This window comes from Bacillus sp. RCC_6_1 (assembly GCF_041360755.1).
Classification (GTDB): Bacteria; Bacillota; Bacilli; order Bacillales; family Bacillaceae_G; genus Bacillus_A; species Bacillus_A cereus.
The window spans coordinates 67,815-94,717 of the sequence record NZ_JBFUPV010000003.1 but is presented as its reverse complement, the minus strand read 5'-3'; the positions used below and the strand labels follow the sequence as shown (position 1 = coordinate 94,717).

The following is a 26,903-nucleotide window of genomic DNA, read 5'->3' as shown; positions in this document are numbered from 1 at the left end:
TACGTTTTTGTCACTTGACTAAAAAGAAGGAGAGGGTGCTAAATGAAGCGTTTATCGTATTTCTTATTTTTTATATTGATATGCCTAGTAGGTGCTGGGTGTGCAAAGGATAAAGAAGGAGAGAAATTAGAATATAACGGAAGAGCACTCGTAATTGGAGTTGTTGGAGAAAAGCCGAAAGATACGTTTAGGAATGTAAAGTTTGAAGAAATGAAGTTAGAGGAACTAGAAAAGAAATCTAAGGAAGTGGATGGTTTTCTAATAATGAAAGATCACTTTCAAGAAGCCTCAACAGAGCAGTATAAAAATGTATTTTCATCGCTAAAGAAACCAGTGTTTTTTATCGGTTTACAAGATAAATCATATTCAATTTTTATTACAAAAGGAATAGAGTATAACAGTGCACGAAAAGATGTAAATGCTATGTATACGCAAGGCTTTGCAAATATCGGAAGTGGTGAAGGGCAACAATGGGCAATTGGTTTATCTAATGGTGGAAATACAGAAGAAAGTATTCATAATATGTATATCGTCGTATTTCAAACCATCGCAGATTATTTGAATAGATGATGAGGGAGCCTGTAAACGAGGCTTCTTATTTTTTTAATCAAACGTTTGTTTAAGCTGTATGTTCGGTAGGAAGAAACTGATGTAACTCAATGGTTAACAAAGAGAAATGGAGAATTAATCAAACGTTTGTTTAAGCTGTATGTTCGGTAGGAAGAAACTCCTGTAGTTCAAAGGTTAAGAAAGAAAAATGGAGAATTAATCAAACGCTTGTTTAAGATATATGTTTGGTGCAGAATCTAAAAAATTTATATATTTATTTTTTTCTTAACAAATGGCGGAAAAATAAGAAAAATTCGCAGGATTATTAAAAATTATCACGAAATAAGTAAAAGTTTAGCGAATAATGGTTTGAAATAATAAAACGTTTTCTATATGATAAAGGTAAAGGTTAGTAAAAAAGTAGGTGAATTTATGACAGTAACATTTTATTCATATCCAAAGTGTGGCACATGTCAAAAGGCAAAGAAATGGTTTGAGGCAAACGATGTAGCATATGAGATGATTCATATTGTTGAAAATCCACCATCAAAAGAAGATTTACGTAATTTACATGAAAAAAGTGAATTACCATTAAAAAAATTCTTTAATACAAGTGGAATGCGTTACCGTGAACTTGGTCTAAAAGATAAGTTGAAAGATGCAAGCGAAGACGAAATGTATGAGCTTTTAGCATCTGATGGCATGTTGATTAAACGTCCAATTGTAACAGATGGAACGAATGTAACACTTGGTTTTAACGAAGAGCAGTTTGAAAGTGTGTGGAAAAAGTACCAATAAGGTATTTTTACATAATTAATACATTCACTGGAGGTACAGTCATGAGCATTCCAAATAATTTACGTTACTCTGAAGAACACGAATGGGTAAAAACTGAAGGTAATGAAGTTGTTATCGGTATCACTCACTTTGCACAAGGTGAGCTAGGCGATATCGTATTCGTTGAACTTCCTGAAGTAGGTGCAACAATCGAAGCTGACGAGCCATTCGGAAGCGTAGAATCTGTTAAAACAGTTTCTGAGTTATACGCACCTGTAAGCGGTAAAGTTGTAGCAGTAAACGAAGAATTAAGTGACCAACCAGAACTTGTTAACGAATCTCCATACGAGGGTGCATGGATGGTTAAAGTTGAACTTTCTGATGCAAGCCAAGTTGAGAAGTTATTAACTGCAGAAAAATATGCAGAAATGACAAACCAAGACTAATTATAGTCGACTAAAGGACAGCCTTTGTGCTGTCCTTTTTTATTTTGTGTGAAATAATGAAATTCAAGTTATATGTAAATAAATAAGCTATTATGAGAAAAACTGTTTTGTGGTAAGGTTTCATAAGTCTTCACAATCTAAACGAGCCGCTTGCGCTTTTCATTGTCCAGCTCTAGCGGCTAGATTGTTCGGTGGCTTCGCTTCTTCCTGCAAGGCCAAAAGCGCCTTTACGTCAGAAGCTCCATCCCCCTCACAATCTGAAAGAGCCGCTTCCGCTTTTCATTGTCCAGCTCCACCTCCTAGCCCTTCATGTCTAAGAACCTTCCGTACGAGAAGACAAAAAGCGTCTTCTGTACGAAAGAACCTTAGCCAACAGGGCTAAACAGTCGGTTCCGCTTTTCGTTGTCTAGCTCCAGCGGCTAGAACAGTCGGTCATTTCACTCCTTCACTTGAGGCAAAAGGCGCCTCTAGTTCAGGAGTTCCAATGCCCTCCTGTTCTAAACGAGCCGCTTCCGCTTTTCTTTTGCAAAAATAAACAGGAAACAACATGAAAATAACGAATATACTATATACTAAGTTCAAGGTTATATAGTATATGGTGATCGGGTGATGACATATGATTTATGTAGAAAAAGTCATTATTGTAGAAGGTACATCAGATAGAAGAAAGATTGAATCTATTATTCGTGAACCGGTGGAAATTGTTTGTACAAATGGTACAATTGGTTTGTCGAAAATGGATGAGCTCGTTGATCAGTTTTTTGATAAGGAAGTGTATGTGCTAGTGGATGCTGATGATGCTGGAGAAAAGTTAAGGAAACAATTTCGAAAAGAATTTCCGCAAGCCGAGCATATCTATATTGATCGCTCGTACCGAGAAGTGGCAACTGCGCCATCTACACACTTAGCAAATGTATTATGGGGAGCCGACATTGACGTTTATACAGAATATTTACGGTAAGGAATGATAGAAGTGATTGATTGGACAGGAGCCGAAGCTACAGCCCTAATAGAGAACGAAGAAAAAACAGTATTATATGTATATACTCCAATGTGTGGAACATGCCAATTAGCAAAAAAGATGTTAACAGTCGTTGAGATGACAATTGAAGGCCTCAAAATTGGGATGTTAGATTTAAATTATGCTCCGTATTTAGCGAAAGAGTATGGGATTGAAAGTGTACCTTGTTTACTTGTTTTTGAAAATGGGACACTGATGAAGAAGATATACGCATTTCATTCGGTTGAATATTTATATACGGAATTAAAGTAGGCGGCAAAATTTTTGCCGCCTCGACATATTTCTTGGGAAATATGTCGAGATGCAGGGTGGATACAGTATTTGTCGAGCGAAAATAACAGGATTGCTCTTTAGTGAGAGGGAATGGTATGTAATAGAAAGTGATATGAAGGATGTGATTTAGGGTGAGATTATATTCTTTGCTTCAATCATTTGTAAATTACGCTAATGGTCAATATCATTTAGAACCGCTTTTAAGACAAGAAGAAAAAACTGTTAATTTTCGCTTTGGAGATGAAAGTTGTTCGTTACAAATTTCAAGAGATTATATAGAGCTGGTACATGAGGAAAGAGGAACGGAACAAATCATTTGCTTAGATGAAAAGGATATAGAACAATTGGTGAATGGAAATGTACGATTGCAAATGTTAATGAACGATGGACGTGTACAATATTCAGGAACGTACCGAACGATGTTATTAGTGGAATCGATGTTTCATATATGTAAACCGATGTCAGTAGGTGCTTAAAATTCTGAAGTTTCATTTTTCGCGAAAATTTCTGTTGACATGGTGAGTGTATATTGATACAATTCAAGTCATAAAATATAGACAATTTCATAAATTTCAAATCAGACGAAAATTGAATCTGATTTCTCTTATCAAGAGAGGTGGAGGGACTGTGCCCTGTGAAGCCCGGCAACCGTCAACTTATGTTGAAATGGTGCCAATTCCTGCAAAGCGAATGCTTTGAGAGATGAGAGAGAGGGATAATGTTGTTATATACGCATATAAACCTTTCTGCTTCTCTAAAGCAGAAAGGTTTTTTTATTGTTTGAATGTGGAGGACATTCAAATAATAAAAGTAATGATAACAGTGGACTACACGCATTAAAAATAAAAAATTGCGGAGTCGATCCAAACAAAAAAAGGGGTGATACACCATGATTCTATTAGAGAATGTAAAGAAAATATATAAAGCAAAAAGCGGTGATGTCACTGCTGTAGATAATGCCAATTTAAAAATAGACAAAGGTGAAATATTTGGTGTTATCGGATATAGTGGAGCCGGAAAAAGTTCGTTAATCAGATTATTCAATCAGTTAGAGAAACCAACTTCAGGTCAAATTACAATTGCAAATCGTGTGATTTCAGCTATTACAGGAAGTGAACTTCGTAAGGCAAGGCAAGAAATCGGAATGATTTTTCAGCACTTCAACTTACTTTGGTCGCGAACTGTACGTGAAAATATAGAGTTTCCACTTGAAATTGCAGGTGTTGATAAAGCGAAGAGAAGAAAACGTGTTGATGAATTAATTCATCTTGTTGGATTAGAAGGAAGAGGAGACGCATACCCATCTCAGCTGAGCGGAGGACAAAAGCAACGTGTTGGTATTGCAAGAGCATTAGCTAACAATCCACAAGTGCTTTTATGTGATGAAGCAACGTCAGCTCTTGATCCGGAAACGACAGATCAAATTTTGGATTTACTATTAGACATTAATAAGCGCCTTGGTTTAACAATTGTACTCATTACACATGAAATGCACGTGATTCGAAAGATATGTAACCGAGTAGCGGTAATGGAGAGAGGAAAGATTGTAGAAACAGGTCCAGTACTTGATGTATTCCGTAATCCGAAGCAAGATATTACGAAACGATTTGTACAGCAGTTAACAGATTCTGAAGATACAAATGAAACAATTGAAAGTTTAATTGAAAAATATCCAGATGGAAAAGTAATTCGTTTGCAGTTTATCGGTGAGGCTGTAGAAAGACCAGTGCTTCAACGATTAATGCAACGCAGTGATATAGAAGTTAGCATTTTGCAAGGAAATATTGCACAAACGAATAACGGTTCTTACGGTAGTTTAGTTGTTCATTTAAATGGTGAGGAAACAGCGATCCAGCAAGCAATAGAAGGAATTCATCAAGATCAAGTAGAGCTGGAGGTGATTGCACATGGATAAGTTACTCGCAAATGTTGATTGGAATCAAATGTTAGAAGCAACTGGTGAAACGTTATATATGACGGCAATCGCAGCCCTTGCGACATTTGTTTTAGGACTAATTTTAGGATTGTTACTCTTCATGACAGCAAAAGATAATTTATGGGAAAACAAATCAATTAATACGGTGATTGGAGCATTCGTAAATATATTCCGCTCTATACCGTTCATCATTTTAATTATTTTATTAATCCCATTTACAAAGATTCTTCTTGGAACAATTCTTGGAGCAAGTGCAGCTCTGCCGGCTTTAATTATTGGAGCCGCACCATTCTACGCGAGAATGGTTGAAATTGCACTTCGCGAAATTGATAAAGGTGTAATTGAAGCTTCAAAAGCAATGGGAGCAAAAACAAGCACAATTATTTTGAAAGTGTTAATTCCAGAATCATTACCAGCATTAGTATCTGGTATTACGGTTACGACAATTGCTTTAGTAGGCTATACAGCAATGGCGGGAGTTGTTGGTGCTGGTGGCCTTGGAACACTTGCTTACTTAGAAGGATTCCAGAGAGGGAATAACGATGTAACAATCGTTGCGACAATTTGTGTATTACTAGTTGTATTTTTAATCCAGTGGATTGGTGATAGTTTAACGACTCGAATAGATAAACGATAATAAAAACGGGAGGATATTTTAAATGAAAAAATTATTACTTACGGCACTTATTTCAACTTCAATTTTTGGGTTAGCTGCTTGTGGCGGGAAAGATAAAGATGAAAAGAAACTTGTTGTTGGTGCTTCTAACGTACCGCATGCTGAAATTTTAGAAAAAGCAAAACCGTTACTTGAGAAAAAAGGAATTGAATTAGAAGTGAAAAAATTCCAAGATTACGTGTTGCCAAATAAATCGTTAGCGGATAAGGAATTAGATGCAAACTATTTCCAGCACATTCCGTATTTAGAAAAAGAAATTAAAGATAAAAAATATGATTTTGAAATAGCAGGGAAAATTCATATTGAACCAATTGGTGTATATTCTCAAAAATATAAGAGTTTAAAAGAACTTCCAGACGGGGCGACAATTATTATGAGTAATTCCGTTACTGACCATGGACGTGGTTTAGCAATTTTACAAAAAGAAGGCATTTTAAAAATTAAAGACGGAGTAGATCCAGTTAGTGCAACTCCAAAAGATATTGCAGATAATCCGAAACACTTAAAATTCAAAACGGATATTGAGCCTGGTTTGTTGCCACAAGTGTATAACAATAAAGAAGGCGACGCTGTTTTAATTAACTCGAACTATGCAATTGATGCGAAATTAAACCCAGAAAAAGATGCAATTGCAATTGAAGGCGATGATTCTCCATACGCAAACGTACTAGTGGTTCGTAAAGGTGATAAAGATAAAAAAGCGATTAAAGAGCTTGTAGAAGTATTACATTCTAAAGAAATTGAAGACTTTATTACTAAAGAATATAAAGGTGCAGTTGTTCCTGTAAAAGAATAATTGCTGAAAAAGGGCTGGTGTATGCCGGTCCTTTTTTACTACATAACTATAGGGAGAAGGGGACGTCATATGAAAAAGATTCTATTGTCAGTTGTTACAGCATTATCTGTATTTACATTAGCTGCTTGCGGAGGGAAGGAAGAGAATAAGCTTGTTGTGGGAGCTTCTAACGTGCCGCACGCTGTTATTTTAGAAAAGGCACAGCCGATATTAGAGAAAAAAGGCATTAAGTTAGAGATTAAAAAGTTTCAGGATTATGTACTGCCAAATAAAGCGTTAGCGGATAAAGAAATTGATGCGAACTACTTCCAGCATATTCCGTACTTAGATAAAGAAATTCAAGAAAAGGGATATAAAATTGTAAACGCAGGAAAAATCCATTTAGAGCCGATGGGTATTTATTCTAAGAAGTATAAAAGCTTAAAAGACTTACCAGATGGCGGGACAGTGATTATGAGTAATAACGTAGCGGAGCGTGGCCGTATGCTAGCACTGTTACAAAAAGGCGGCGTTATTAAATTAAAAGACGGAGTAGATGTTGTTAAGGCAACAGTAAAAGATGTAGTCGAAAATCCGAAAAACTTAAAGTTTAAAACAGATGTAGAGCCTGGATTGTCACCAAAGCTGTATGAAAATAATGAAGGTGATGCTTTATTTATTAATTCAAACTATGCAATTGATGCAAAATTAAATCCAACAAAGGATGCAATTGCGATTGAAGGAGCAGACTCTCCGTATGCAAACATCATTGCAGTTCGTAAAGGTGATGAGAAGAAAAAAGAAATTAAAGAGCTAGTAGAAGTGCTACATTCAAAAGAAATTCAAGATTTTATTAATAAAGAATATAAAGGTGCTGTACTTCCGGTAAGTGAATAAATATAAGGAAAGGGCTGGAAAATTACCAGTCCTTTTTTCTTTATATAAATAAGAAGAAAGGTGTATCATAGAAAGATGTGAAGGAAATACTTATATACATTTGTGAAAAAACGGTTACTTTTTTTCGTCGTTTGCGATATCATTTTATTTGATATAAAATTAGAATGAGAATAAAATGAGAATATGAACGTTTTAGGAATTTTTAAAATGTATATATAGGATTAATGGAGGTATTGAGATGGCTGGTTCTACATTAACGGTTAAAGACTTACACGTATCAATTGATGGCAAAGAAATTTTAAAGGGTGTAAACCTTGAAGTAAAAGGTGGAGAAATCCACGCAATTATGGGACCTAACGGAACAGGTAAATCAACTTTATCTTCTGCAATTATGGGTCACCCAAAGTATGAAGTAACAGAAGGTAGCATCATCATCGACGGTGAAGATGTATTAGAAATGGAAGTAGACGAGCGCGCACAAGCAGGTCTATTCCTAGCAATGCAATATCCAAGTGAAATTAGCGGAGTAACAAACGCTGACTTCTTACGTTCTGCAATTAACGCACGTCGTGAAGAAGGCGATGAAATTTCTCTTATGAAATTTATCCGTACATTAGATAAAAACATGGAATTCCTAGAAATGGATCCAGAAATGGCACAACGTTACTTAAACGAAGGTTTCTCTGGTGGAGAGAAAAAACGTAATGAAATCCTTCAATTAATGATGATTGAGCCAAAAATCGCAATCTTAGATGAAATCGACTCAGGTCTTGATATCGATGCATTAAAAGTTGTATCTAAAGGTATTAACGAAATGCGCGGCGAAGAGTTCGGTTGCCTAATGATTACGCATTACCAACGTTTATTAAACTACATCACTCCAGACTTCGTTCACGTTATGATGAACGGTCGTATCGTTAAATCTGGTGGCCCTGAGCTTGCACAACGTCTAGAAGCTGAAGGTTACGACTGGATTAAAAAAGAATTAGGTATTGAAGACGAAACAACAGAGCAAGAAGCGTAAGAGAGGAGCATAAACATGACAATCGGTACATTACCTTTCGATCAAGAAACAATCCGTCAACGCGCAAGCGAAGTAAACGAAGCTGCTTGGTTGACTGAGTTCCGCTTACAAGCTCTTGCACAAGCAACTGAACTTCCAATGCCAACGCCTGATAAAACGAAAATTGACAAATGGGACTTTATCGGAAAAGGCGACGCTGCTAAGCAAGAGCCTGTAAGTTCTTTAACTGAACTTCCAGAAGCAGTGAAAAACTTAATCGATGAAAATAACAGCGTATTAGTACAACGCACTGGTACAACTGCATTCGTTTCTTTAGCAGACGAAGCAAAAGAAAAAGGTGTTATTTTTACAGACATCGTAACAGCAGCAACTGAGCATGCTGAACTAGTACAAAAGTACTTAATGAAAGACGGCGTGAAAGTAGACGAGCATCGTCTAACTGCACTTCATGCTGCATTAATCAACGGTGGTGCATTCGTATATGTTCCGAAAAACGTTGTTCTTGAAACTCCACTTCAAGCTGTATTCTTAGTAGACGGCGAAGAAGCTAACGTATATAACCACGTACTATTCGTAGCTGATGCGAACAGTACTGCAACTTATGTAGAAAACTATGTTGCAAATGAAAATGCTAAAGGTATTGCAAATATCGTAGCAGAAGTAATCGTGGAACAAGGCGCACAAGTGAAATTCGGTGCGGTTGATCTATTAGCAAAAGACGTAACAACTTACGTTAACCGCCGCGGCGTTGTAGGACGCGACGGCCGTATTGATTGGGCTCTAGGCCTTATGAATGACGGAAACACAATTTCAGAGAACGTTACGAACTTAATGGGCGACGGTTCATATGCTGATACGAAAACAGTAACAATTGGCCGTGGTAACCAAACACAAAACTTTACAACTAAAGTTGTTCACTTCGGTAAACATTCTGAAGGTTGGATTTTAAAACACGGTGTACAAAAAGATAGTGCAACATCTATCTTTAACGGAATTGGTAAGATTGAACACGGTGCATCTAAATCAAATGCACAACAATCTTCTCGCGTTCTTATGTTAGATGAAAAAGCTCGCGGTGATGCAAACCCAATTCTTTTAATCGACGAAGATGATGTAATGGCAGGTCACGCAGCTTCAGTAGGTCGCGTAGATCCAGTCCAACTATACTACTTGATGAGCCGTGGTATTCCAAAACGCGAAGCAGAACGTTTAGTCATCCATGGATTCTTAGCACCTGTAGTTAATGAGCTTCCAATTGAAGGAGTAAAGGCACAGCTTGTTGAGGTAATTGAAAGGAAAGTTCGCTAATGAATATTCATGAAATACGCAAACAGTTTCCAATTCTTGATCAAAAAGTGAACGGCAAACAACTTGTTTATTTCGATAGTGCAGCAACTTCTCAAAAACCAATTCAAGTCATTGAAACGTTAGAACGTTACTATAAAGAATATAATTCTAACGTGCATCGCGGTGTTCATACGCTCGGTACGAAAGCTACCGACGCGTATGAAGGTGCACGTGAGAAAGTTCGCAAGTTTATCAATGCGAAATCAATGGAAGAGATTATTTTCACGCGCGGAACGACAACTGCATTAAATACAGTAGCGGCTAGCTATGGTCTTGAAAATGTAAAAGAGGGCGATGAAATCGTTATTTCTTACATGGAGCACCATAGTAATATCATTCCGTGGCAACAAGTTGCGAAGAAAACTGGTGCAACTTTAAAATATCTTCCGCTTCAACCAGATGGGACAATTTCAATAGAAGATGCTCGTCAAACAATTACACCGAATACAAAAATCGTTTCTATCATGTATGTTTCTAACGTACTTGGAACGATTAACCCTGTAAAAGAAATCGGAGCAATTGCACACGAAAATGGCGCAATTATGGTCGTTGACGGTGCACAAAGTACACCTCACATGAAAGTAGATGTACAAGATTTAAACTGTGATTTCTACGCATTATCTGCTCATAAGATGTGTGGCCCTACAGGTATCGGCGTATTATATGGTAAAAAAGAATTGCTAAACAATATGGAGCCAATTGAATTTGGTGGTGAAATGATTGATTTCGTAGATTTACAGGAATCTACTTGGAAAGAGCTTCCGTGGAAGTTTGAAGCAGGTACACCGATTATCGGTAATGCAATCGGACTTGGTGCGGCAATTGATTTCCTAGAAGAAATCGGTCTTGATAATATTGAAAAGCATGAGCATGAATTAGCGCAATACGCTTTAGAAAGACTATCAGAAGTAGATGGCGTTACAATTTATGGTCCAAAGCATCGCGCTGGTCTTGTTACATTTAATATTGAAGACGTACATCCTCACGATGTAGCGACTGTATTAGATGTAGAAGGCATTGCAGTTCGCGCAGGACATCACTGTGCACAACCGCTTATGAAGTGGCTAAAAGCTTCTTCAACAGCACGTGCGAGCTTCTATTTATATAATACAAAAGAAGAAATTGATACATTTGTTGACTCGCTAATCAAGACAAAGGAGTATTTCACAAATGTCATTTAATAATTTAGATACGTTATATCGTCAAGTTATTATGGATCATTATAAAAATCCTCGTAACCATGGCGTATTAGAAGATAGTGTTACCGTTAACTTGAACAATCCAACTTGCGGCGATCGTATTCAACTTACGATGAAAGTAGAAGAAGGTATTGTGCAAGAGGCGAAGTTTGAAGGCGAAGGATGTTCAATCTCAATGTCTTCAGCTTCAATGATGACACAAGCAGTAAAAGGTAAGAAAATTGAAGAAGCACTTCAGCTTTCGAAAATTTTCTCTGACATGATGCTAGGAAAAGAGTACGATGACAGCATCGATTTAGGAGATATTGAAGCATTACAAGGCGTATGCAAGTTCCCTGCACGTATTAAATGTGCAACATTAGCGTGGAAAGCGTTAGAAAAGGGCTTAAACGAAGATAAGTAATGTTAAAGGTTCCTAAAAACGAGGTTATCTAAGGAGGGACACACCAACATGGCGAAGCAACTGCCAGATATCGGCGATTATAAATATGGTTTCAAAGACAAAGACGTTTCGATTTTCCGTGCTGGACGCGGTTTAACAAAAGAAATCGTTGAAGAAATTTCACGTATGAAAGAAGAACCACAGTGGATGTTAGACTTCCGTTTAAAATCACTGGATAAGTTCTACGAAATGCCAATGCCACAATGGGGCGGCGACTTAAACGACTTAGATTTCGATGAAATTACGTACTACGTAAAACCATCTGAGAAATCTGAGAAGTCTTGGGATGAAGTACCTGATGAAATTAAAGCAACATTTGATAAATTAGGTATTCCAGAAGCTGAGCAAAAATATTTAGCTGGTGTATCTGCACAGTACGAATCTGAAGTTGTATACCACAACATGAAAGAAGACCTAGAAGCTCTAGGAATCGTCTTCAAAGATACAGATAGCGCATTAAAAGAGAACGAAGATATTTTCCGTGAACATTTCGGAAAAGTAATCCCACCAACAGACAACAAATTCTCTGCATTAAACTCTGCAGTTTGGTCTGGTGGATCATTCATCTACGTTCCAAAAGGTGTTAAAGTTGATACACCACTTCAAGCGTATTTCCGTATTAACTCTGAAAATATGGGACAATTCGAACGTACGCTTATCATTGTAGACGAAGGCGCACACGTACACTACGTAGAAGGTTGTACAGCACCTGTTTACACTACTAACTCACTTCACAGTGCGGTAGTAGAAATCATCATTAAAAAAGATGCTTATTGCCGTTATACAACAATCCAAAACTGGGCGAACAACGTATACAACCTAGTTACAAAACGTGCGGTTTGTGAAGAAAACGCAACGATGGAATGGATTGACGGTAACATCGGATCTAAATTAACGATGAAATACCCAGCAGTTATCTTAAAAGGCGAAGGCGCTCGTGGTTTAACATTATCTATCGCGATTGCTGGTAAAGGCCAACACCAAGATGCTGGTGCGAAAATGATTCACTTAGCACCAAACACGTCTTCAACAATCGTTTCTAAATCGATTGCGAAGCATGGTGGTAAAGTAACTTACCGTGGTATCGTACACTTCGGACCAAAAGCGAAAAACTCTCGCTCTAACATCGAGTGTGACACGTTAATCATGGATAACCAATCTACATCTGATACAATTCCTTACAACGAAATCAAAAACGATTACGTTTCACTTGAGCACGAAGCGAAAGTATCTAAAGTATCAGAAGAACAATTATTCTACCTAATGAGCCGTGGTATTTCTGAGCAAGAAGCTACAGAAATGATCGTAATGGGCTTCATTGAACCATTCACTCGCGAACTTCCAATGGAATACGCAGTTGAAATGAACCGCCTAATCAAGTTTGAGATGGAAGGTTCTATTGGTTAAATAGAAATGCGGAGCCGACTGTTCAGACCCGTTGGCTGAGGTTCTTTCGCACAGAAGATGCTTTTTATCTTCTCGTGCGGAAGGTTCTTAGACATGAGGGTCTAGGAGGCAAAGCTGGATAATATATGTATGAAGAAAGCGCCCTGCTGTGCAGGGCGCTTTTTTGTTTTGCGGATTTGTCTTGGCTTGGGAGAGGATACCCGGGTGGGTGTTCAGTTAAATATATCAGCGATTTTTCAAATATATCGTCCATAACTCGAAATATATCAGCGATTATTTCAATATATCGACGATTCGACAAGGGATATCGACTTATCAACAAATTACGACATAGCAAGAGGAACGAATACCCCGTACCCTTCAAAAAGGAAAGGAGCATTTATACATAAAGAGGGCAACTGAAAGTAATTTAGATTAAAATACTGACAAATGCAGCAAAGAACTTATGGGAAAATCCCCACGGCTAACTTTCTGACAAATCCCCGCTCTACCAACAAATCCCCACACTGGCAAAAATAAAGTTTCTCATATAAAAAGGACAATCTTTTGCTTTTTCTCACAATGCGAGTACAATGTAAAATAGCAAGAAAAGACGAAAAGTATTTACAGGATTATTGTGTGCGCATAGCGTAAATGGCAGTAAGGAACTGAGAGGAGGTTTTTTCTCTGAATACAAATAAAGAAACAATCATCCACCTTTATCATACAAACGATATACATAGTCATTTTGAAAATTGGCCGCAAATTTCTCGGTTTGTTCTAGGGGAGAAAAAGCGAAGACAGGAAGCGGGAGAGACTGTTTTGACGGTTGATATCGGCGATCATGTGGATCGTTTTCATAGTATTTCGGAAGCGACGAATGGACTTGGGAATACGAAGCTTTTGAATGAGGCGTTATATGATTATGTAACGATCGGAAATAATGAAGGAATTACGTTAGCGAAGGAGCATTTGAATCGGCTCTATGATGATGCTGGATTTGAAATACTTGTCGCAAATTTATTTGAAAAAGAAGGGGTACGTCCGTCATGGGCAAGGCCTTATAAATTGCATACAACGACGGATGGGATTACCATTGCTTTTATCGGATTAACGGTAGCTTATCCAGAGTTTTATCAGATGCTCGATTGGCATATTGAAGATCCCATTATTCATTTAGAGTCTATTTTAGAAGAAGTGAAAGATGAGGCTCATATTACGGTTGTCCTTTCTCACCTTGGAAAAAGTATGGATGAGTATATGGCAGAGCATTATGATATAGATGTTATTTTAGGAGCACATACGCATCATTTATTTGAGCGTGGTATTCTACTGAATAATACTTTACTTTGTTGTTGTGAAAAGTGGGGGCGTTACGTTGGTCACGTGCAGCTTACTGTGGATATAGAGATGAAGAAATTGCTGAAAAAAGACGGTAGAGCGATTAAGACGGAACGTTTAGGTGCTTATAACGAGCCGTTATCCACAATTGAAATACTGCAGGAAGAAAGTGAGCATATAATGGCAGAGTCTGTCGTTCATTTAAAAGAGTCATTACCGGTTGATTGGTTTCATGAGACGCCGTTTTCTCACATGTTAGCAAGTGCGCTGAAAACATGGTGCAATGCAGAGATTGGCATGGTGAACGCTGGTGTACTTCTTGAAGGGTTAGAAGAGGGTGTTGTAACGCGCGGAGATATTCACAGAATTTGTCCACATCCAATTAATCCGTGTGGTTTGAAAGTTCCAGGAAAGATATTAAGAGAAGTTATTTTGAAAGCACGTAAGCCGAATATGGAGAATCTTGAGGTGAAAGGATTCGGATTTCGGGGAAAAGTGATGGGGAAAATGATTTACGCTGGTGTAGAAGTCATTCCAGATACGATTCCCGGGAATAAAATTTTACTCGAAGATGTATTAATTAACGGGGAATCGCTGGAATTAGATCGTATATATACAGTAGGAACGATTGATATGTTTACATTTGGCTACTTATACCCAGAGCTATCCACACTTTCTGACAAACAATATTATATGCCAGAACTACTTAGAGATGTGTTAACAGATATGTTAATAACTTATACATCTTCCGTTAAACTATAGGCTAGTTAACTTGTAACACTCATTTTTCTCTTGTCATACAGATAAGAAAGAGAGGAGTGTGAACTATGGTTAATGTGGAGCCAATTATAATTGATAATTATACGTTTATTGCAGTTAGGGTGAAACTTCCAAAGACGAATTTGCTAGCTGTAATGAGCGATAAAGGATATATTATGTGTGGTGCATTAGATGTAGGTCTTTTAAATGAGAAATTAGGTGATCGAGGAATTATTGCTGGCCGTGCGGTTGGTGTAAGAACGATTGAACAACTTCTTGAAGCACCGCTAGAATCAGTAACGATTGAAGCCGAAGCTTTAGGTATTACGACTGGCACAATCGGAAAAGAAGCATTATTAAAAATGAGATAAGCATATATCGTTCCTCCTTCTTGCATAGAAATGATATAAGAAGGAGGTTTTTTTATGAGTATATTTCGCTCGAAAAACTCGCGGTTTCGAAGGGGACCTATTGCCTTTCGGTATATACTGCTTATGTCGTTTATTCTTTTTGTTATATTACTTACGCAAGGGTTGTGGATTGTGAATAATAATATTCAGCCGACCTTAATTAAATATGGGGAAGTAGAGACACATAAAATGGCGACGGCAATTATGACGAAGGCAGTAAAGGATCGAATTAATGAAGGATTCGATGTAGATTCATTAATGAAAGTACAGAATGATAAAAACGGAAAAGTATCCACAATTAATTTAAATACAAAGCAAGTAAATGAAATCGTAACATCAACGACCACGTACATAGAAAAATATTTACAGCAAGTAGAACAAGGGAAGTTGAAGGAGCTAGGTATTGCTGAAAAAAACGGCGCGACTATGGCAGTTCCTTTTGGGCGTGTAACTGATAATGCACTTCTTGGTAATATAGGACCAGATATTCCGATTCATTTCACGCCAGTTGGACATGTGAATACAGATATTAAACAAAAAATTGAGCCGCATGGGATTAATACTACAGCAATTCAAATTGTTATGGAAATGGAAGTAACATTGCAAGTGATTATTCCATTTCATACGAAAGAGATAAAGGTGAAACAAAATGTTCCGATTGCGACGCGTATCGTTCAAGGGGAAGTGCCTACGTATTATGGAAGCGGAAGTGTTGCTGTACCTGATAAAAAGAAAACAGATAGTTAGTTGTAAATAAAGTGAAACTCGGCTCAGTCAGGCTTTTACTGGATAAAAAATAACCGTAGCAATGCAGCTACGGTTATCGTTTTGTATTTGCTCGTTCTTTGCGCTCCCAAAGGCTTAAATGCATGTATGGATCGAAGGCCCATTCTGTATAGCCATTGTCTTTATACATGCCAAAATGTAAGTGGGGCGGAAATTTTCCGGCTGTGCCAGGAGGTCCATAACCAGTGCTACTAACAAATCCGATTACTTTCCCTGGCTCAACAATTTGTCCAAGCTGTATTTCTTTTGAAAACCCGCCTAAATGAGCGTAATAATGGTAATTGTTATGAAGGTCGCGAATACCAATGCGCCATCCACCAAGGCGGTTCCAACCTTTCGTTTCAATAATGCCATAGCAAGTCGATCTTACTGGCACGCCATATCCGGCAAAAATATCGGTTCCTTCATGAATCCTTCTGCCGCCAAAACTTCTTCCAGCGCCGAAAGTACTACGGTAGCTATGGTCACTACGGATCGGAAGAGGAAAAGCATTTCCTTCTAAATTAATACGTCCATAATGTTTATAAATTTGGGCGTATTCGCTAATTAAATCAACTGTTTTGGCACGTCTATAATATTCCCAGAGCATAATTTTAATACGGTCTTCTGATGTTCCTTGTTTCCTTAAAATAGTCGCTGCGGTATGCAGAAGATCACGGTCGCTATTTGCATTTGCAAATCCATCTTTGTCACCATCTAAACCTATTCCGCCAAATAGAGAAATTGTATGGGGAAGAGTATCGTTACTATTAATAGGTCCAGCCCATATTTCTGGTTTGAAATAAAGGGAAATGATGGCATCTGGTTTTTTCGGAATATCTTTTCTTACGCTCCGTATATTTCTTTCATATTGATCCATTGCAGCTAAGTAATACCATGGAATGCCTGAAGACTGCTCGGTTTCTTTATATAGTACCATGCGCTTTTCGTATATGCTTTGCTGATTATCTTCACCGTAAGCGATGTTTTGGTGGAGAAGAAAACAAATAGAAAGCAAAAGAGAAATTTTTCGAAGCATGAAATAGACTCCTTTCACAACATCACTCTTTTTAGTGTGGGATATACGGAGTATTTCATTATAGGGAACGATTGGAAAAAATCTTAGAATCTTCATTTGAGCAAATCGCTTTCATACGTTAGAATAGATATGTTACATTGAAAGAAGCGAACACGGTAAACTATTTCATATTGTGCGGAGTTGATAACCATGACAAAACAAACAGAATATAAGCGCAAGCCCGAATGGTTGAAAATTAAGTTAAACACGAATGAAAACTATACAGGCTTAAAGAAAATGATGCGTTCTAAAAATCTTCATACCGTTTGTGAGGAAGCAAAATGTCCGAATATTCATGAATGCTGGGCTGTAAGAAAAACAGCAACATTTATGATTTTAGGTGCGGTTTGTACACGTGCTTGTCGTTTTTGTGCGGTTAAAACAGGCTTACCAACTGAGCTTGATTTACAAGAACCAGAACGCGTGGCAGATTCAGTAGTACAAATGGGCTTAAAGCACGTTGTTATAACAGCGGTTGCACGTGATGATTTAAAAGACGGGGGAGCAGCTGTTTTTGCTGAAACAGTACGCGCTGTACGTCGTAAAAATCCATTTACGTCAATCGAAGTATTACCATCTGATATGGGTGGAGTAGAAGAAAACTTAAAAATGTTAATGGATGCAAAACCAGATATTTTAAACCATAACATTGAAACAGTACGTCGATTATCTGACCGAGTTCGCGCTAGAGCAAAATATGAACGTTCATTAGAGTTTTTACGTCGAGCGAAAGAAATGCAGCCTGATATTCCAACTAAATCTAGCATTATGGTGGGCTTAGGTGAAACGAGAGAAGATTTAATTGAAGCAATGGATGACTTACGTGCAAACAATGTGGATATTTTAACTCTTGGGCAATACCTACAACCATCTAAGAAGCACTTACCAGTTCTTAAATATTACCCACCAGCAGAATTTGCAGAGCTTAAAGAAATTGCACTTAGCAAAGGATTTAGCCACTGTGAAGCTGGCCCACTTGTGCGTTCTTCTTACCATGCGGACGAGCAAGTACGTTCTGCAAAAGAAAAAACAGCAGAAGCTAAATAATGAAAAAAGAGAGCTAACGATTAGCTCTCTTTTTGTTTATACTCTAAAACGGTATTTGGACATGTTAATAAAATCTTTTTTAATTCTTCTGTGGATAATTCAATTGTAAATTCAGGTACACCAGGTGTAATTAAAATTTTATCGTACGTATAAATAGCGTTATCCACAATAATTGTTACATCGTGTGAATATCCGAAAGGAGCCACACATCCCGGCGTACAACCAGTTTTGTCTCGCAGTTCATCAGGAGAACAGAGAGATAAGCGTTCTCCTGTTAGTTCTTTCATCTCTCCCCGGTTGAGCCTTGTGCCCTCTAACGTAAAAAATACGTAATAATCTCCAGACTTTGATTTTAAAAATAAGCTTTTACTTGGAGTGCCTTGTAAGCCGAGTCTCTCACGTACAATCCGATCTGTCTCATAATCGAGTACTGGTTCGTGTTCAAATTTTTCATAAGAAACATTTGTTTTATGTAGTAGAGCAAGTACATCTTCGTACATATGGAGTGATACCCCTTTCTATTATTAGTACAGTTTCTTCTCGTGGCGTCAACTGAATGTTTTGGAAAGGGATATTACTTGGACGATGCTTCCCATAAGCGTTTTATGATACATTGTTCGTCGATTGTAATTTCGTAAATATCAGGATTCGTTAAAGTTCTCCATTCATTAAAGCCAATCGTATGATTAAAATGCTTTAAAATGAGCGTAAGTAAATTGCCATGTGTAACAAGTAGTGTTGTTGTATGGTTTAATTGTAAAACGTCTTGAATAAGCGATATGGCACGGTCTGTTGCTTGTTTTGTTGACTCTCCGCCTGAAAAGGCAATATCTATATTTGTAAAAGTAGATTCTAGTTTTTGCATCCAATCATCCATTGGAACGTTGCTCAATATGCGTTCAGTTAATCGTTCATCTTCTTGGATAGATAAGTTAGCTTGGAGCGCATAGGGCCGAATGGAATCGATAGCTCGGACAAATGGGCTTGAAATAATATGATCGATTTGTAGATGATTTTCTAAGAGGAATGTAGCAAGGGTATTTGCTTGGTCTTTTCCATCGGTCGTTAATTCAGCATCACGTTTTTGCCCAGTTGCTGAACAATGTCGTATTACAATAATTTTCTTCATAATTCATCCCCATCTTTCAAGTTGACGCTATATACTTCGACAAATGTGGAAATAATTCCTTTTTCTTGTAAAACGGCATATGGATTTAAATATGTGGAAAAGTAATGTGGATAATGAACATTTGAGGTGCAATCATGAATAAAATGATATGTATTGTAGTTAGTCTTTGTTTTTTTATACACTTGTCCACAACTTATGCAGAGTCGAATCAAAAAGTAAATTATCCAAGCAATCGAAATAAGTCATTTGTGAGTGAGGATATTTTTTATAAACAGTTAGATAAGAAAATCTATAAAGAATACAATAATGCAGCATATAGTGTTCGAAAAAAAATCTTATTTAAAGAAGTGCCCGATGAAGAATTTTCTTTCTTACAAAAAACAGCCGTGGGTTGTCGGAGTAGTGTGATGCTTCAAGATTTTTTTGTTCATCCTGATCGCCAAGTTTATTTTTTTGCTTCCTTTTCTCAAAATGAAGTAGAAGAGTTTCATAAATATATCGTTATAGATGCAGAAACAAAGAGGGAGCTGCAAGAAGGAAAAAGCTATCATCATTGCGACAATCCATAAAAAATAAACCACCAATTGGTGGTTTATTTTTTACTCCGGTACACTCATTAATTTCGCTTTCATTTTGCGAATAAGAACGACAGCGCCAATTGTACAAAGAAGTGTAATTCCTTCTGCAACGAAGATATTGATTGTTTTTGTTTGGTAAAGTGCCGCGAAAAAGTCTACAAATGCGTGGAATAGTATAGCGTATACTAGGAAGATATATTTCTTCTGTTTTACTGCGTATAAAACAAGCATTGTAAAGGCAATTTGAAGCACGAGTGCCATAATTCTTTCTAAGCTACCAAGGAAGTATAAGTAGGCAGGTTGCTGAATTAACATGTCCTGTAAAATGCTCAGCTCGGGTTTTTGTTCAATCAGTCGAGCGAAGCTACCATCGTTAATAGAATTAGCAAAGATTAATGCTTGTAATGCAGAAAAACCGCCAATTAAAATAGATTCAATTCCGCCGTGACCAATTCCATAAGCGAAGCCATCTTTATATTCTAGATATTTTTTTAGTAAGAAGAAGAAGGCAACGAAGCGTCCTAATTCTTCAAAAATACCAGCAGTCAATCCGCCATAAATTGCGAAGACAAACGGATTTTCTAAAAATGGAGCGATTGTTGGATTACCGCGCATAAATAGGTGGAATGGTGTTTCAAGAATTTGGGTAAATCCGATAAAGATAAGAACACCAATGCCGACCACTTTCCAATTCATATTATATTTTTTACGGAAATAAACGAGTACAATAATTGGGACCAGAATCGAGACAATGAGTTGAAAGATGATGCTGGCAATTACAGTATTTGAAACCATACTTTCACCGCTTTCTAATATATGTACATAACTATTATGCATCAAATATAGGATAGATGAAACTTTTTAAGATAAAATGAATTTACTTATTGACTCTAACGTTGCGTCATACTTTATCGTATGTACTAAGGGGGAGATACAAATGACAATGAGAGTAAAAGAAGTAGCTGATTTAGTTGGAATTAGTGTGCGCACACTGCATCATTACGATGAAATTGGGTTGTTAACCCCAGACGAGACGACAGAGTCTGGATATCGTCTGTATTCCAATGAAAATTTAGAGACATTGCAGCAAATTTTGTTTTTTAAAGAGCTTGGCTTCCCTTTGAAAAAAATTAAAGAGATTATCATGAGTCCATCATTTGATCGCGAAGAGGCACTAGAGCTTCATAAGAAAATGCTTCTTGAAAAGCGTGCTAGATTAGATAAGGTGATTGCGACGATTGATAAAACAATTCAGCATACAAAAGGAGAGATTGAAATGACGAATAAAGAGAAATTTGAAGGATTCGATTTCAGCCATAACCCATATGAAGAAGAAGCACGTGAAAAATGGGGAGACGCAGCTGTAGATAAAGCAAATGAATATGCAAAAGGTATGTCAAAAGAGAACCAAGAGGAGTTTAATGCTATTTATAGAAATTTAGCAGCGCTTAGACACGGAGCACCAGATTCTAAAGAGGCGCAAGAAGCAATTGGAGTGTGGTACGATTACTTGCAAAACTTCGGTGCATATTCATTAGATGCTTTTAAAGGACTCGGTCAAATGTACGTCGCTGATGAGCGCTTCACGAAAAATATCGATAAGTTTGGTGAGGGGTTAGCGCAATTTATGTGTGATGCGATGGAGGTTTATGCGAATCGTAATAAAAAATAAAAAATAAAAAGTAAAACAGGTGGAGATTTTCTCCACCTGTTTTACTTTTTAATCATATCATTCAAAGTCTGATCTCCCGTATTGTTCAAATGAGGATTTTTACTCATTTCACGTTTTAGCATATCGAGGCTTTGCGTATATTCTGTATCATTTAATGCGCCAGATTGAAGACCTTGAATTTGGGAAATCAACTTTTGGTCTGTTGATACATATGCTTTATAATAGCGAGGGACGATGGACAAAGCAGCTCTATATACTTGATCTGCTACGAGTTTTGGATCCGTTGTGTTTGCACGGTATACAACAAATACTTCATCATCGGTAACGAGCGTAGCGGCGTTTGTAACGTCAGGAAGTTTGACTGTCATACTTGTAATCATTTCAGCAACTTTCTCACGGTTAATGGCTCCTACTTGTTTGTTAGATACTTCATGCTTTTGTTTAGATGAATAGCCGACCCTTGTGAGCCGTGTATTTGTATTTTCCGTATGATACATGTCATTTTTATTGGAAACAAGAACACGGCTTCCTTCTTCACGTTCCATTTCAGCTTTGTTCGCTGATTGGCAGCCTGCAAATAAGGAAATAGTGAGAAGGGAAAGTAAAATTTGTTTTTTCACGATGTATCACCTCCTTCTCCATAGCATGTACTAATTTGCAATTTTTTGTATTTGAAATTGTTGGTTGTTATGCTTTGTGATACGATAAAAAGAAGAATGCTTAGAGAGGAAGTTAATGATGGAGCAAAAGCAAGAGATTCATGCTACGGTGAGCATTAATAATGTGCAGTACGAAGTAATTAAAAACTTTCGTGACGGTTTTAGTGAAGAAGCATTTAAAGAGCGCTATGCAGAAATTTTAAATAAATATGATTATATCGTTGGAGACTGGGGATATGAGCAACTTAGATTGCGCGGATTCTTTGATGATAGTAACCAGCGTGCGACATATGATACGAAAATTAGTACGTTAACGGAGTATTTATACGAGTACTGTAACTTCGGTTGCGCACACTTCGTATTACGAAAAGTGAAGAAATAAAAAAATCCTCTTACGATTGTAAGAGGATTTTTTGCATTATAAACAAATCGAGATATAATCTCCTTCAGATAGTATTGTATTTGGCTTCATTTGTTGTCCATTCAATTGAATATCCCCATTTTTAATTTTATCCACAATGCGTGTACGGCTCCAGTCGGAAATATATGTGGATAAGGCTTTATCGATGCGGTGGGAACCGAAAACGATGTCTAATACGATCGTGATTTTAGCTATGCCGTTTTCTTTATGTTGCATAATGGAAATAGTAGTAGTTGTTTCGGCTTGATCTTGCTGCGTCATATCGACTGTTTCAACGTGATCAGTAAATGATTTATAAATACGCAGTTTTTGATTCCACGTATGATCTTTCGGACATTTATAAATGGCAAAGCGGTATATGTTTTTTCCGTTGGCGTTATGCCTACGAATATTTGTGTCGGTAAATAGGGTAGTGCGTCTGCAATTTTTACAATACTTTTCGATTGTGTTTTGTTCATTTTCATATAAACTCCAAGAAAGTTGTACTTTCTGCATTTTCCTTCACCTCTTATAGTAGTGGCAAAGGAACGTAATACAGCTATTTGGATGTCTTGTAGTATGAAGACATGAGAAAAAGACAAAAATAAAAGGAGGTTCCCTTAGGAACCTCCGTAAACATCATACTACAGATGCGTTACGTTCCTTTGTAATGGGAATGGGCAGACTACTCCCTTGAAAAAGCGTGGTGCTTTTTTGAGAGTAATGCTATCCAATTGCTGGTCCATTACAAAGTAAATGTTGGCATACGTAGATAACGTCCTTTCTACCCAAATAGATTTATTCTTAATCATAACATATTAGTTTGAAAATTAAAAATACTTATAATGAAAAAACACCAGCTAAAACAGCTGGTGCCTAAGATAAATTATATAAGTTCAAATAAAAATGAGCGTAATTCTTCTGCAATTTCTTCAGTCATAGAAAATGCGTGCTCTAAGTAGCCTGGTTCGTTTAAATCGTCAGCACCGATGATTGCAAATTTATTGCGTTGCATATCAAGGACAATTGTTTTACCGTAATGACGATCGGAGTATAATAGCGCTAAATCGTGACGCTCATTTTCTCCCATAAAGCTAACGAAACGAGTTTTTGTAGCGACAGTATCGTCGTACAGAAAGAAACGTTCTTCCATACACATGGCTCCTTTATTAAATATCTAAGTTTAAGTGTGGTTTATGATCTAAATGGTGATGCGTTTTAATGAATCGTACTGTTCTTGTTTTGTAACGCATTACGATAGAGTATGTTTCAGCTAAATCTCCACCAAGGAATTTAACACCGTCTAATAACTCACCAGCAGATACACCAGTTGCTGAGAAGATTGCATCATCCCCAGATACTAAGTCATCTAACATAAGAAGTTGACGAGGATCTTCTAATCCCATTTCACGACAACGAGCTTCTTCTTCTTCGTTCATTGGAACTAAACGAGCTTGCATTTCACCTTCAAGGCATTTTAATGCTGCTGCAGAAATAACACCTTCTGGAGCTCCGCCAATACCTACGAATAAGTCGATACCCGTTCCAGGTAGTGCTGTTGCGATTGACGCACCAACATCACCGTCACCAAATAATTTTACGCGTGCACCTTTTGCACGAACACGGTCAATAATATCTTGATGACGTTCACGTTCTTGAACGATAACTGTTAGATCGCGAATCTTTTTATTGTTAGCTTCTGCTACAATTTCAATTGTTTTTTCAATTGGATCATCTAAGCTAATTTTACCAGCTGCTTTTGGACCAACCGCGATTTTTTCCATGTACATATCAGGAGCATGAAGAAGGTTCCCTTTGTCTGCGATTGCAATAACTGCCATTGCATTTGCAAGACCTTTTGCAACGATGTTTGTACCTTCTAATGGATCAACGGCGATGTCTACTTCTGGACCGTTACCTGTTCCTAGTTCTTCACCAATATACAACATCGGTGCTTCATCAAGTTCTCCTTCACCAATTACAACTGTACCTGCCATGTTTACTGAATCGAACATATCACGCATTGCTGTAGTTGCTGCATCATCTGCTTCATTTTTCTTTCCGCGGCCCATCCACTGTGCGGATGCTAAGGCTGCTGCTTCTGTTACACGGACAATTTCTAGTGCGAGTTCACGTTCCAAGATTCCATTCCTCCAATTTCAAAAATCATACAAATATAACTATAACAAATAACGGAGAAAAGGTGAATTCGAAAAATTGTCGATTTTTTCAGAAGAAAGCGTTACAATTAAAATGTAAATGCTTTAATTTCCAGGTAGGTGACATTCATGTATTTTGTAGACAGAAAGAAAATAGAACAAATGCTAGTATGTTTAGAACGAGCAACAAGTACATTTCAAGAGAAAAAGATATATGAAACCGAGTTTGAATTTTACGCATTAGAGCGCATAGCCCATCTTATTATTGATTGTGTATTAGATGCCGGGAATGCGATGATTGATGGATTTATTATGCGCGATCCAGGAAGCTATGAAGATATTATTGATATTTTAATGGACGAGCGAGTGATAAGTGAAGAAGATGGACAAGGGATGAAAGAAATTATCCTTCTTCGAAAAATGCTTACGCAAGGCTATATTCAAATGAATCATGATGAATTATATAAGACGATTCAAAAACATATTGCAGTGGTAGAGAAATACCCAGCAAATATTCGCAGTTATTTAGAAAAGGAATTAGGACCTGTATCTGCATTTGTACCAGAATAATTATGCTTATAAGATCCCCAGAGAATGCCTTTTGGGGATCTTATATTGTATGTGAGAAAGAAAAGGGAGAAGGGTGAAGTATGGGGGAAGCACGTACGACGAAAGACGAAATTGTACAATTGTTGAAAGTAAAGGGAGAGCACACGGTAGCTGAACTAGCTGACGTTTTAGAGATTACAGAAATGGCGATCCGAAGACATTTAAGTAATCTTGAGAAAGACGGACTCATTTATTCTAAGATGGTAAGGCAACATGTCGGAAGACCAACTTATTTGTATGGATTAAGTGAAAAGGGAGAAGATACATTCCCGAAAGAGTATAAGCAATTTGCGATTGATATGCTAGAAGATTTAGCTCGAATGGGTGATGAAAAAATACTTCGTTACGTTTTAAAAGAGAGAACGAAGCGAATGGAAGAACAGTTACAAAAGAGAGTGAGTAATCAAAAGAATTTAGCATATAAAGTGCAAGAGATAGCAGCTATGCAAGAGAAAAACGGTTATATGGTTCAAATAAAGAGAGATGGAGAGAATTCTTTCGTAATTGAAAAACAAAACTGTCCGTTAAAGGAAATTGCAGAGAGATTCCCGCAAGTATGTGAAGATGAAAAAGAGATGTATAAGCGTTTATTTGCAGGAGCAGATGTAAAGACGTTAGCAAATATGTGTGAGGGCGATTGTAGTTGTTCTTACCAAGTAAAAGAGAAAAAATGAACGTTATGGGGCGCTTTTAGGTAAAGCGTTTTTTTCTTTGGAAAAAGCGGGTAATATAAGAGTGGTATGATAAGGTGAGAACGTTAGCATAGAAGGAGAGACATAATCGATGTATAAAGGTTACTTAATTGACTTAGACGGTACGATGTATCGCGGAGAAGAACAAATTGAAGAGGCAAGCGACTTCGTAAAAGCATTAGGAGAGCGCGGCATTCCTTATTTATTCGTTACGAATAACTCAACGCGTAAACCAGAACAAGTGGCAGAAAAACTTGTTCGTTTCGATATTCCAGCGAAAGCAGAGCAAGTATTCACAACGAGTATGGCGACTGCGAACTTCATTTATGAACGTAAACAAGACGCAACTGTATATATGATTGGTGAAGAAGGCTTACACGATGCACTTGTGGAAAAAGGATTTGAACTTGTGGATGAAAATCCTGATTTCGTTGTTGTTGGTTTAGATCGTGACATCACATATGAAAAGTTAGCAAAAGCGTGTCTTGCTGTGCGTAATGGCGCGACGTTTATTTCTACAAATGGGGATATTGCCATCCCAACTGAGCGAGGATTATTACCAGGTAATGGTTCATTAACATCAGTTGTAGCAGTATCAACAGGTGTGGATCCAATCTTTATCGGAAAACCAGAATCAATCATTATGGAACAAGCTTTAAAAGTACTTGGCATAGAAAAAAATGAAGCATTAATGGTTGGGGATAACTACGATACAGACATTTTAGCAGGAATAAATGCTGGCATGCATACCCTTCTTGTCCACACTGGAGTCACAACTGTGGAGAAGTTAACAGAATACGAAGTACAACCAACGCAAGTTGTGCATAACTTGACGGAGTGGATTGAGAAGATGTAAT

Annotated in this window: 33 protein-coding genes and 1 riboswitch; of the genes, 25 read left to right on the top strand and 8 right to left on the bottom strand. The window is 37.4% G+C overall.

Annotated features, from left to right (window positions below; all coding sequences use genetic code 11):
* Positions 1–42: 42 nt before the first annotated feature.
* The 18 genes from AB6801_RS12620 (at position 43) to yunB (ending at position 16,005) form a co-directional block, all read left to right on the top strand.
* Entirely contained in the window at positions 43–570 is a 528-nt protein-coding gene (locus AB6801_RS12620) for a hypothetical protein (protein WP_000826877.1), read from the top strand.
* 411 nt (positions 571–981) lie between these two features.
* Complete coding sequence (locus AB6801_RS12615; RefSeq protein ID WP_000218968.1) at positions 982–1,347, top strand: arsenate reductase family protein; 366 nt, start codon at positions 982–984, stop codon at positions 1,345–1,347.
* A gap of 41 nt (positions 1,348–1,388) precedes the next feature.
* On the top strand, positions 1,389–1,772 hold the full coding sequence (gcvH, locus tag AB6801_RS12610; RefSeq protein ID WP_000026896.1) for a glycine cleavage system protein GcvH: 384 nt from the start codon (positions 1,389–1,391) through the stop codon (positions 1,770–1,772).
* A 616-nt stretch (positions 1,773–2,388) separates the two neighbouring features.
* Complete coding sequence (locus AB6801_RS12605; RefSeq protein WP_000640870.1) at positions 2,389–2,733, top strand: toprim domain-containing protein; 345 nt, start codon at positions 2,389–2,391, stop codon at positions 2,731–2,733.
* Positions 2,734–2,736: 3 nt separating this feature from the next.
* Positions 2,737–3,045, top strand: coding sequence for a thioredoxin family protein (locus AB6801_RS12600; RefSeq protein WP_002062684.1), 309 nt, complete (start codon positions 2,737–2,739; stop codon positions 3,043–3,045).
* Between the two features lie 152 nt (positions 3,046–3,197).
* On the top strand, positions 3,198–3,542 hold the full coding sequence (locus AB6801_RS12595; protein WP_001242139.1) for a hypothetical protein: 345 nt from the start codon (positions 3,198–3,200) through the stop codon (positions 3,540–3,542).
* 125 nt (positions 3,543–3,667) lie between these two features.
* Positions 3,668–3,775: riboswitch (SAM riboswitch) on the top strand.
* 180 nt (positions 3,776–3,955) lie between these two features.
* Positions 3,956–4,981, top strand: a complete 1,026-nt coding sequence (locus tag AB6801_RS12590) for a methionine ABC transporter ATP-binding protein (protein ID WP_000601762.1) — start codon at positions 3,956–3,958, stop codon at positions 4,979–4,981.
* Positions 4,974–5,639 (top strand): methionine ABC transporter permease, encoded by a 666-nt coding sequence (locus AB6801_RS12585; protein ID WP_000359401.1) that lies wholly within the window; start codon positions 4,974–4,976, stop codon positions 5,637–5,639. The genes AB6801_RS12590 and AB6801_RS12585 overlap by 8 nt, the downstream gene beginning before the upstream one ends.
* 22 nt (positions 5,640–5,661) lie before the next feature.
* Positions 5,662–6,474, top strand: a complete 813-nt coding sequence (gene metQ / locus AB6801_RS12580; protein WP_000735096.1) for a methionine ABC transporter substrate-binding lipoprotein MetQ — start codon at positions 5,662–5,664, stop codon at positions 6,472–6,474.
* A 69-nt stretch (positions 6,475–6,543) separates the two neighbouring features.
* Positions 6,544–7,350: a methionine ABC transporter substrate-binding lipoprotein MetQ gene (gene metQ / locus AB6801_RS12575; protein WP_000722399.1), complete on the top strand. Its 807-nt coding sequence runs from the start codon at positions 6,544–6,546 to the stop codon at positions 7,348–7,350.
* Positions 7,351–7,588: 238 nt separating this feature from the next.
* Entirely contained in the window at positions 7,589–8,374 is a 786-nt protein-coding gene (gene sufC, locus AB6801_RS12570; RefSeq protein ID WP_000929160.1) for a Fe-S cluster assembly ATPase SufC, read from the top strand.
* Positions 8,375–8,389: 15 nt separating this feature from the next.
* Complete coding sequence (gene sufD, locus AB6801_RS12565; protein WP_000152167.1) at positions 8,390–9,682, top strand: Fe-S cluster assembly protein SufD; 1,293 nt, start codon at positions 8,390–8,392, stop codon at positions 9,680–9,682.
* Positions 9,682–10,902, top strand: coding sequence for a cysteine desulfurase SufS (gene sufS, locus AB6801_RS12560; RefSeq protein WP_001020760.1), 1,221 nt, complete (start codon positions 9,682–9,684; stop codon positions 10,900–10,902). Before sufD ends, sufS begins: the two co-directional genes overlap by 1 nt.
* Entirely contained in the window at positions 10,892–11,323 is a 432-nt protein-coding gene (gene sufU / locus AB6801_RS12555; RefSeq protein WP_000009523.1) for a Fe-S cluster assembly sulfur transfer protein SufU, read from the top strand. Before sufS ends, sufU begins: the two co-directional genes overlap by 11 nt.
* Positions 11,324–11,371: 48 nt before the next feature.
* Positions 11,372–12,769, top strand: a complete 1,398-nt coding sequence (gene sufB / locus AB6801_RS12550) for a Fe-S cluster assembly protein SufB (protein ID WP_001118827.1) — start codon at positions 11,372–11,374, stop codon at positions 12,767–12,769.
* Between the two features lie 666 nt (positions 12,770–13,435).
* Complete coding sequence (locus tag AB6801_RS12545; protein WP_227256026.1) at positions 13,436–14,851, top strand: bifunctional metallophosphatase/5'-nucleotidase; 1,416 nt, start codon at positions 13,436–13,438, stop codon at positions 14,849–14,851.
* Positions 14,852–14,916: 65 nt separating this feature from the next.
* A complete protein-coding gene (locus tag AB6801_RS12540) occupies positions 14,917–15,219 on the top strand; it encodes a YunC family protein (RefSeq protein WP_097998039.1) in 303 nt (100 codons plus the stop codon).
* A gap of 54 nt (positions 15,220–15,273) precedes the next feature.
* Positions 15,274–16,005 (top strand): sporulation protein YunB, encoded by a 732-nt coding sequence (gene yunB / locus AB6801_RS12535; protein WP_000021802.1) that lies wholly within the window; start codon positions 15,274–15,276, stop codon positions 16,003–16,005.
* A gap of 73 nt (positions 16,006–16,078) precedes the next feature.
* On the opposite strand, the gene AB6801_RS12530 is transcribed toward yunB, so the two are convergent.
* A complete protein-coding gene (locus AB6801_RS12530) occupies positions 16,079–17,062 on the bottom strand; it encodes a M23 family metallopeptidase (protein WP_370941084.1) in 984 nt (327 codons plus the stop codon).
* A 189-nt stretch (positions 17,063–17,251) separates the two neighbouring features.
* On the opposite strand from AB6801_RS12530, the gene lipA reads away from it, so the two are divergent.
* A complete protein-coding gene (lipA, locus tag AB6801_RS12525; RefSeq protein ID WP_000166372.1) occupies positions 17,252–18,148 on the top strand; it encodes a lipoyl synthase in 897 nt (298 codons plus the stop codon).
* A gap of 20 nt (positions 18,149–18,168) precedes the next feature.
* On the opposite strand, the gene AB6801_RS12520 is transcribed toward lipA, so the two are convergent.
* Both AB6801_RS12520 and AB6801_RS12515 read right to left on the bottom strand, forming a co-directional pair.
* Positions 18,169–18,648: a YbaK/EbsC family protein gene (locus AB6801_RS12520; RefSeq protein WP_000272747.1), complete on the bottom strand. Its 480-nt coding sequence runs from the start codon at positions 18,646–18,648 to the stop codon at positions 18,169–18,171.
* Between the two features lie 74 nt (positions 18,649–18,722).
* Positions 18,723–19,277 carry a histidine phosphatase family protein gene (locus tag AB6801_RS12515; RefSeq protein ID WP_000721050.1) on the bottom strand — a complete coding sequence of 185 codons (555 nt, stop codon included), beginning with the start codon at positions 19,275–19,277 and terminating at the stop codon, positions 18,723–18,725.
* A gap of 134 nt (positions 19,278–19,411) precedes the next feature.
* On the opposite strand from AB6801_RS12515, the gene AB6801_RS12510 reads away from it, so the two are divergent.
* Complete coding sequence (locus AB6801_RS12510) at positions 19,412–19,846, top strand: hypothetical protein (protein WP_001038438.1); 435 nt, start codon at positions 19,412–19,414, stop codon at positions 19,844–19,846.
* A gap of 30 nt (positions 19,847–19,876) precedes the next feature.
* Here the strand turns inward: AB6801_RS12510 and AB6801_RS12505 are convergent, their stop codons facing one another.
* Entirely contained in the window at positions 19,877–20,692 is an 816-nt protein-coding gene (locus AB6801_RS12505) for a YhfC family intramembrane metalloprotease (RefSeq protein ID WP_002101508.1), read from the bottom strand.
* A 100-nt stretch (positions 20,693–20,792) separates the two neighbouring features.
* On the opposite strand from AB6801_RS12505, the gene AB6801_RS12500 reads away from it, so the two are divergent.
* Positions 20,793–21,527, top strand: a complete 735-nt coding sequence (locus tag AB6801_RS12500; protein ID WP_000178768.1) for a MerR family transcriptional regulator — start codon at positions 20,793–20,795, stop codon at positions 21,525–21,527.
* Between the two features lie 41 nt (positions 21,528–21,568).
* Here the strand turns inward: AB6801_RS12500 and AB6801_RS12495 are convergent, their stop codons facing one another.
* The gene (locus tag AB6801_RS12495) at positions 21,569–22,147 is read right to left on the bottom strand and encodes a YhcN/YlaJ family sporulation lipoprotein (protein ID WP_000744128.1); all 579 of its coding nucleotides are present in this window, start codon (positions 22,145–22,147) and stop codon (positions 21,569–21,571) included.
* Positions 22,148–22,265: 118 nt separating this feature from the next.
* On the opposite strand from AB6801_RS12495, the gene AB6801_RS12490 reads away from it, so the two are divergent.
* On the top strand, positions 22,266–22,568 hold the full coding sequence (locus tag AB6801_RS12490) for a YutD family protein (RefSeq protein WP_000435943.1): 303 nt from the start codon (positions 22,266–22,268) through the stop codon (positions 22,566–22,568).
* 36 nt (positions 22,569–22,604) lie between these two features.
* Here the strand turns inward: AB6801_RS12490 and AB6801_RS12485 are convergent, their stop codons facing one another.
* From AB6801_RS12485 to glpX, 3 genes are all read right to left on the bottom strand, one after another.
* Positions 22,605–23,102 carry a hypothetical protein gene (locus tag AB6801_RS12485; RefSeq protein WP_001174575.1) on the bottom strand — a complete coding sequence of 166 codons (498 nt, stop codon included), beginning with the start codon at positions 23,100–23,102 and terminating at the stop codon, positions 22,605–22,607.
* A gap of 370 nt (positions 23,103–23,472) precedes the next feature.
* Complete coding sequence (locus tag AB6801_RS12480; RefSeq protein ID WP_000392606.1) at positions 23,473–23,739, bottom strand: DUF3055 domain-containing protein; 267 nt, start codon at positions 23,737–23,739, stop codon at positions 23,473–23,475.
* A gap of 16 nt (positions 23,740–23,755) precedes the next feature.
* Positions 23,756–24,727, bottom strand: a complete 972-nt coding sequence (gene glpX / locus AB6801_RS12475; RefSeq protein ID WP_000439090.1) for a class II fructose-bisphosphatase — start codon at positions 24,725–24,727, stop codon at positions 23,756–23,758.
* 147 nt (positions 24,728–24,874) lie between these two features.
* On the opposite strand from glpX, the gene AB6801_RS12470 reads away from it, so the two are divergent.
* From AB6801_RS12470 to AB6801_RS12460, 3 genes are all read left to right on the top strand, one after another.
* Entirely contained in the window at positions 24,875–25,315 is a 441-nt protein-coding gene (locus AB6801_RS12470; RefSeq protein ID WP_097998038.1) for a DUF86 domain-containing protein, read from the top strand.
* A gap of 80 nt (positions 25,316–25,395) precedes the next feature.
* On the top strand, positions 25,396–26,028 hold the full coding sequence (locus AB6801_RS12465; RefSeq protein ID WP_000503346.1) for a helix-turn-helix transcriptional regulator: 633 nt from the start codon (positions 25,396–25,398) through the stop codon (positions 26,026–26,028).
* Positions 26,029–26,137: 109 nt separating this feature from the next.
* Positions 26,138–26,902 carry a TIGR01457 family HAD-type hydrolase gene (locus AB6801_RS12460; protein WP_000276467.1) on the top strand — a complete coding sequence of 255 codons (765 nt, stop codon included), beginning with the start codon at positions 26,138–26,140 and terminating at the stop codon, positions 26,900–26,902.
* Position 26,903: the final 1 nt, after the last annotated feature.

What these genes read in the sequence shown, in the direction of transcription:
- AB6801_RS12465 (WP_000503346.1), top strand. Translation starts at nt 25,396, where the DNA reads ATGGGGGAAGCACGTACGACGAAAGACGAAATTGTACAATTGTTGAAA.
- AB6801_RS12530 (WP_370941084.1), bottom strand. Translation starts at nt 17,062, where the DNA reads ATGCTTCGAAAAATTTCTCTTTTGCTTTCTATTTGTTTTCTTCTCCAC.
- AB6801_RS12510 (WP_001038438.1), top strand. Translation starts at nt 19,412, where the DNA reads ATGAATAAAATGATATGTATTGTAGTTAGTCTTTGTTTTTTTATACAC.
- AB6801_RS12505 (WP_002101508.1), bottom strand. Translation starts at nt 20,692, where the DNA reads ATGCATAATAGTTATGTACATATATTAGAAAGCGGTGAAAGTATGGTT.
- AB6801_RS12500 (WP_000178768.1), top strand. Translation starts at nt 20,793, where the DNA reads ATGACAATGAGAGTAAAAGAAGTAGCTGATTTAGTTGGAATTAGTGTG.
- AB6801_RS12605 (WP_000640870.1), top strand. Translation starts at nt 2,389, where the DNA reads ATGATTTATGTAGAAAAAGTCATTATTGTAGAAGGTACATCAGATAGA.
- metQ (WP_000735096.1), top strand. Translation starts at nt 5,662, where the DNA reads ATGAAAAAATTATTACTTACGGCACTTATTTCAACTTCAATTTTTGGG.
- AB6801_RS12540 (WP_097998039.1), top strand. Translation starts at nt 14,917, where the DNA reads ATGGTTAATGTGGAGCCAATTATAATTGATAATTATACGTTTATTGCA.
- AB6801_RS12485 (WP_001174575.1), bottom strand. Translation starts at nt 23,102, where the DNA reads ATGCAGAAAGTACAACTTTCTTGGAGTTTATATGAAAATGAACAAAAC.
- AB6801_RS12490 (WP_000435943.1), top strand. Translation starts at nt 22,266, where the DNA reads ATGGAGCAAAAGCAAGAGATTCATGCTACGGTGAGCATTAATAATGTG.
- lipA (WP_000166372.1), top strand. Translation starts at nt 17,252, where the DNA reads ATGACAAAACAAACAGAATATAAGCGCAAGCCCGAATGGTTGAAAATT.
- yunB (WP_000021802.1), top strand. Translation starts at nt 15,274, where the DNA reads ATGAGTATATTTCGCTCGAAAAACTCGCGGTTTCGAAGGGGACCTATT.
- AB6801_RS12590 (WP_000601762.1), top strand. Translation starts at nt 3,956, where the DNA reads ATGATTCTATTAGAGAATGTAAAGAAAATATATAAAGCAAAAAGCGGT.
- AB6801_RS12620 (WP_000826877.1), top strand. Translation starts at nt 43, where the DNA reads ATGAAGCGTTTATCGTATTTCTTATTTTTTATATTGATATGCCTAGTA.
- AB6801_RS12460 (WP_000276467.1), top strand. Translation starts at nt 26,138, where the DNA reads ATGTATAAAGGTTACTTAATTGACTTAGACGGTACGATGTATCGCGGA.
- AB6801_RS12520 (WP_000272747.1), bottom strand. Translation starts at nt 18,648, where the DNA reads ATGTACGAAGATGTACTTGCTCTACTACATAAAACAAATGTTTCTTAT.
- AB6801_RS12600 (WP_002062684.1), top strand. Translation starts at nt 2,737, where the DNA reads ATGATAGAAGTGATTGATTGGACAGGAGCCGAAGCTACAGCCCTAATA.
- AB6801_RS12615 (WP_000218968.1), top strand. Translation starts at nt 982, where the DNA reads ATGACAGTAACATTTTATTCATATCCAAAGTGTGGCACATGTCAAAAG.
- AB6801_RS12480 (WP_000392606.1), bottom strand. Translation starts at nt 23,739, where the DNA reads ATGGAAGAACGTTTCTTTCTGTACGACGATACTGTCGCTACAAAAACT.
- AB6801_RS12515 (WP_000721050.1), bottom strand. Translation starts at nt 19,277, where the DNA reads ATGAAGAAAATTATTGTAATACGACATTGTTCAGCAACTGGGCAAAAA.
- sufB (WP_001118827.1), top strand. Translation starts at nt 11,372, where the DNA reads ATGGCGAAGCAACTGCCAGATATCGGCGATTATAAATATGGTTTCAAA.
- metQ (WP_000722399.1), top strand. Translation starts at nt 6,544, where the DNA reads ATGAAAAAGATTCTATTGTCAGTTGTTACAGCATTATCTGTATTTACA.
- sufS (WP_001020760.1), top strand. Translation starts at nt 9,682, where the DNA reads ATGAATATTCATGAAATACGCAAACAGTTTCCAATTCTTGATCAAAAA.
- AB6801_RS12585 (WP_000359401.1), top strand. Translation starts at nt 4,974, where the DNA reads ATGGATAAGTTACTCGCAAATGTTGATTGGAATCAAATGTTAGAAGCA.
- AB6801_RS12470 (WP_097998038.1), top strand. Translation starts at nt 24,875, where the DNA reads ATGTATTTTGTAGACAGAAAGAAAATAGAACAAATGCTAGTATGTTTA.
- sufC (WP_000929160.1), top strand. Translation starts at nt 7,589, where the DNA reads ATGGCTGGTTCTACATTAACGGTTAAAGACTTACACGTATCAATTGAT.
- sufU (WP_000009523.1), top strand. Translation starts at nt 10,892, where the DNA reads ATGTCATTTAATAATTTAGATACGTTATATCGTCAAGTTATTATGGAT.
- gcvH (WP_000026896.1), top strand. Translation starts at nt 1,389, where the DNA reads ATGAGCATTCCAAATAATTTACGTTACTCTGAAGAACACGAATGGGTA.
- sufD (WP_000152167.1), top strand. Translation starts at nt 8,390, where the DNA reads ATGACAATCGGTACATTACCTTTCGATCAAGAAACAATCCGTCAACGC.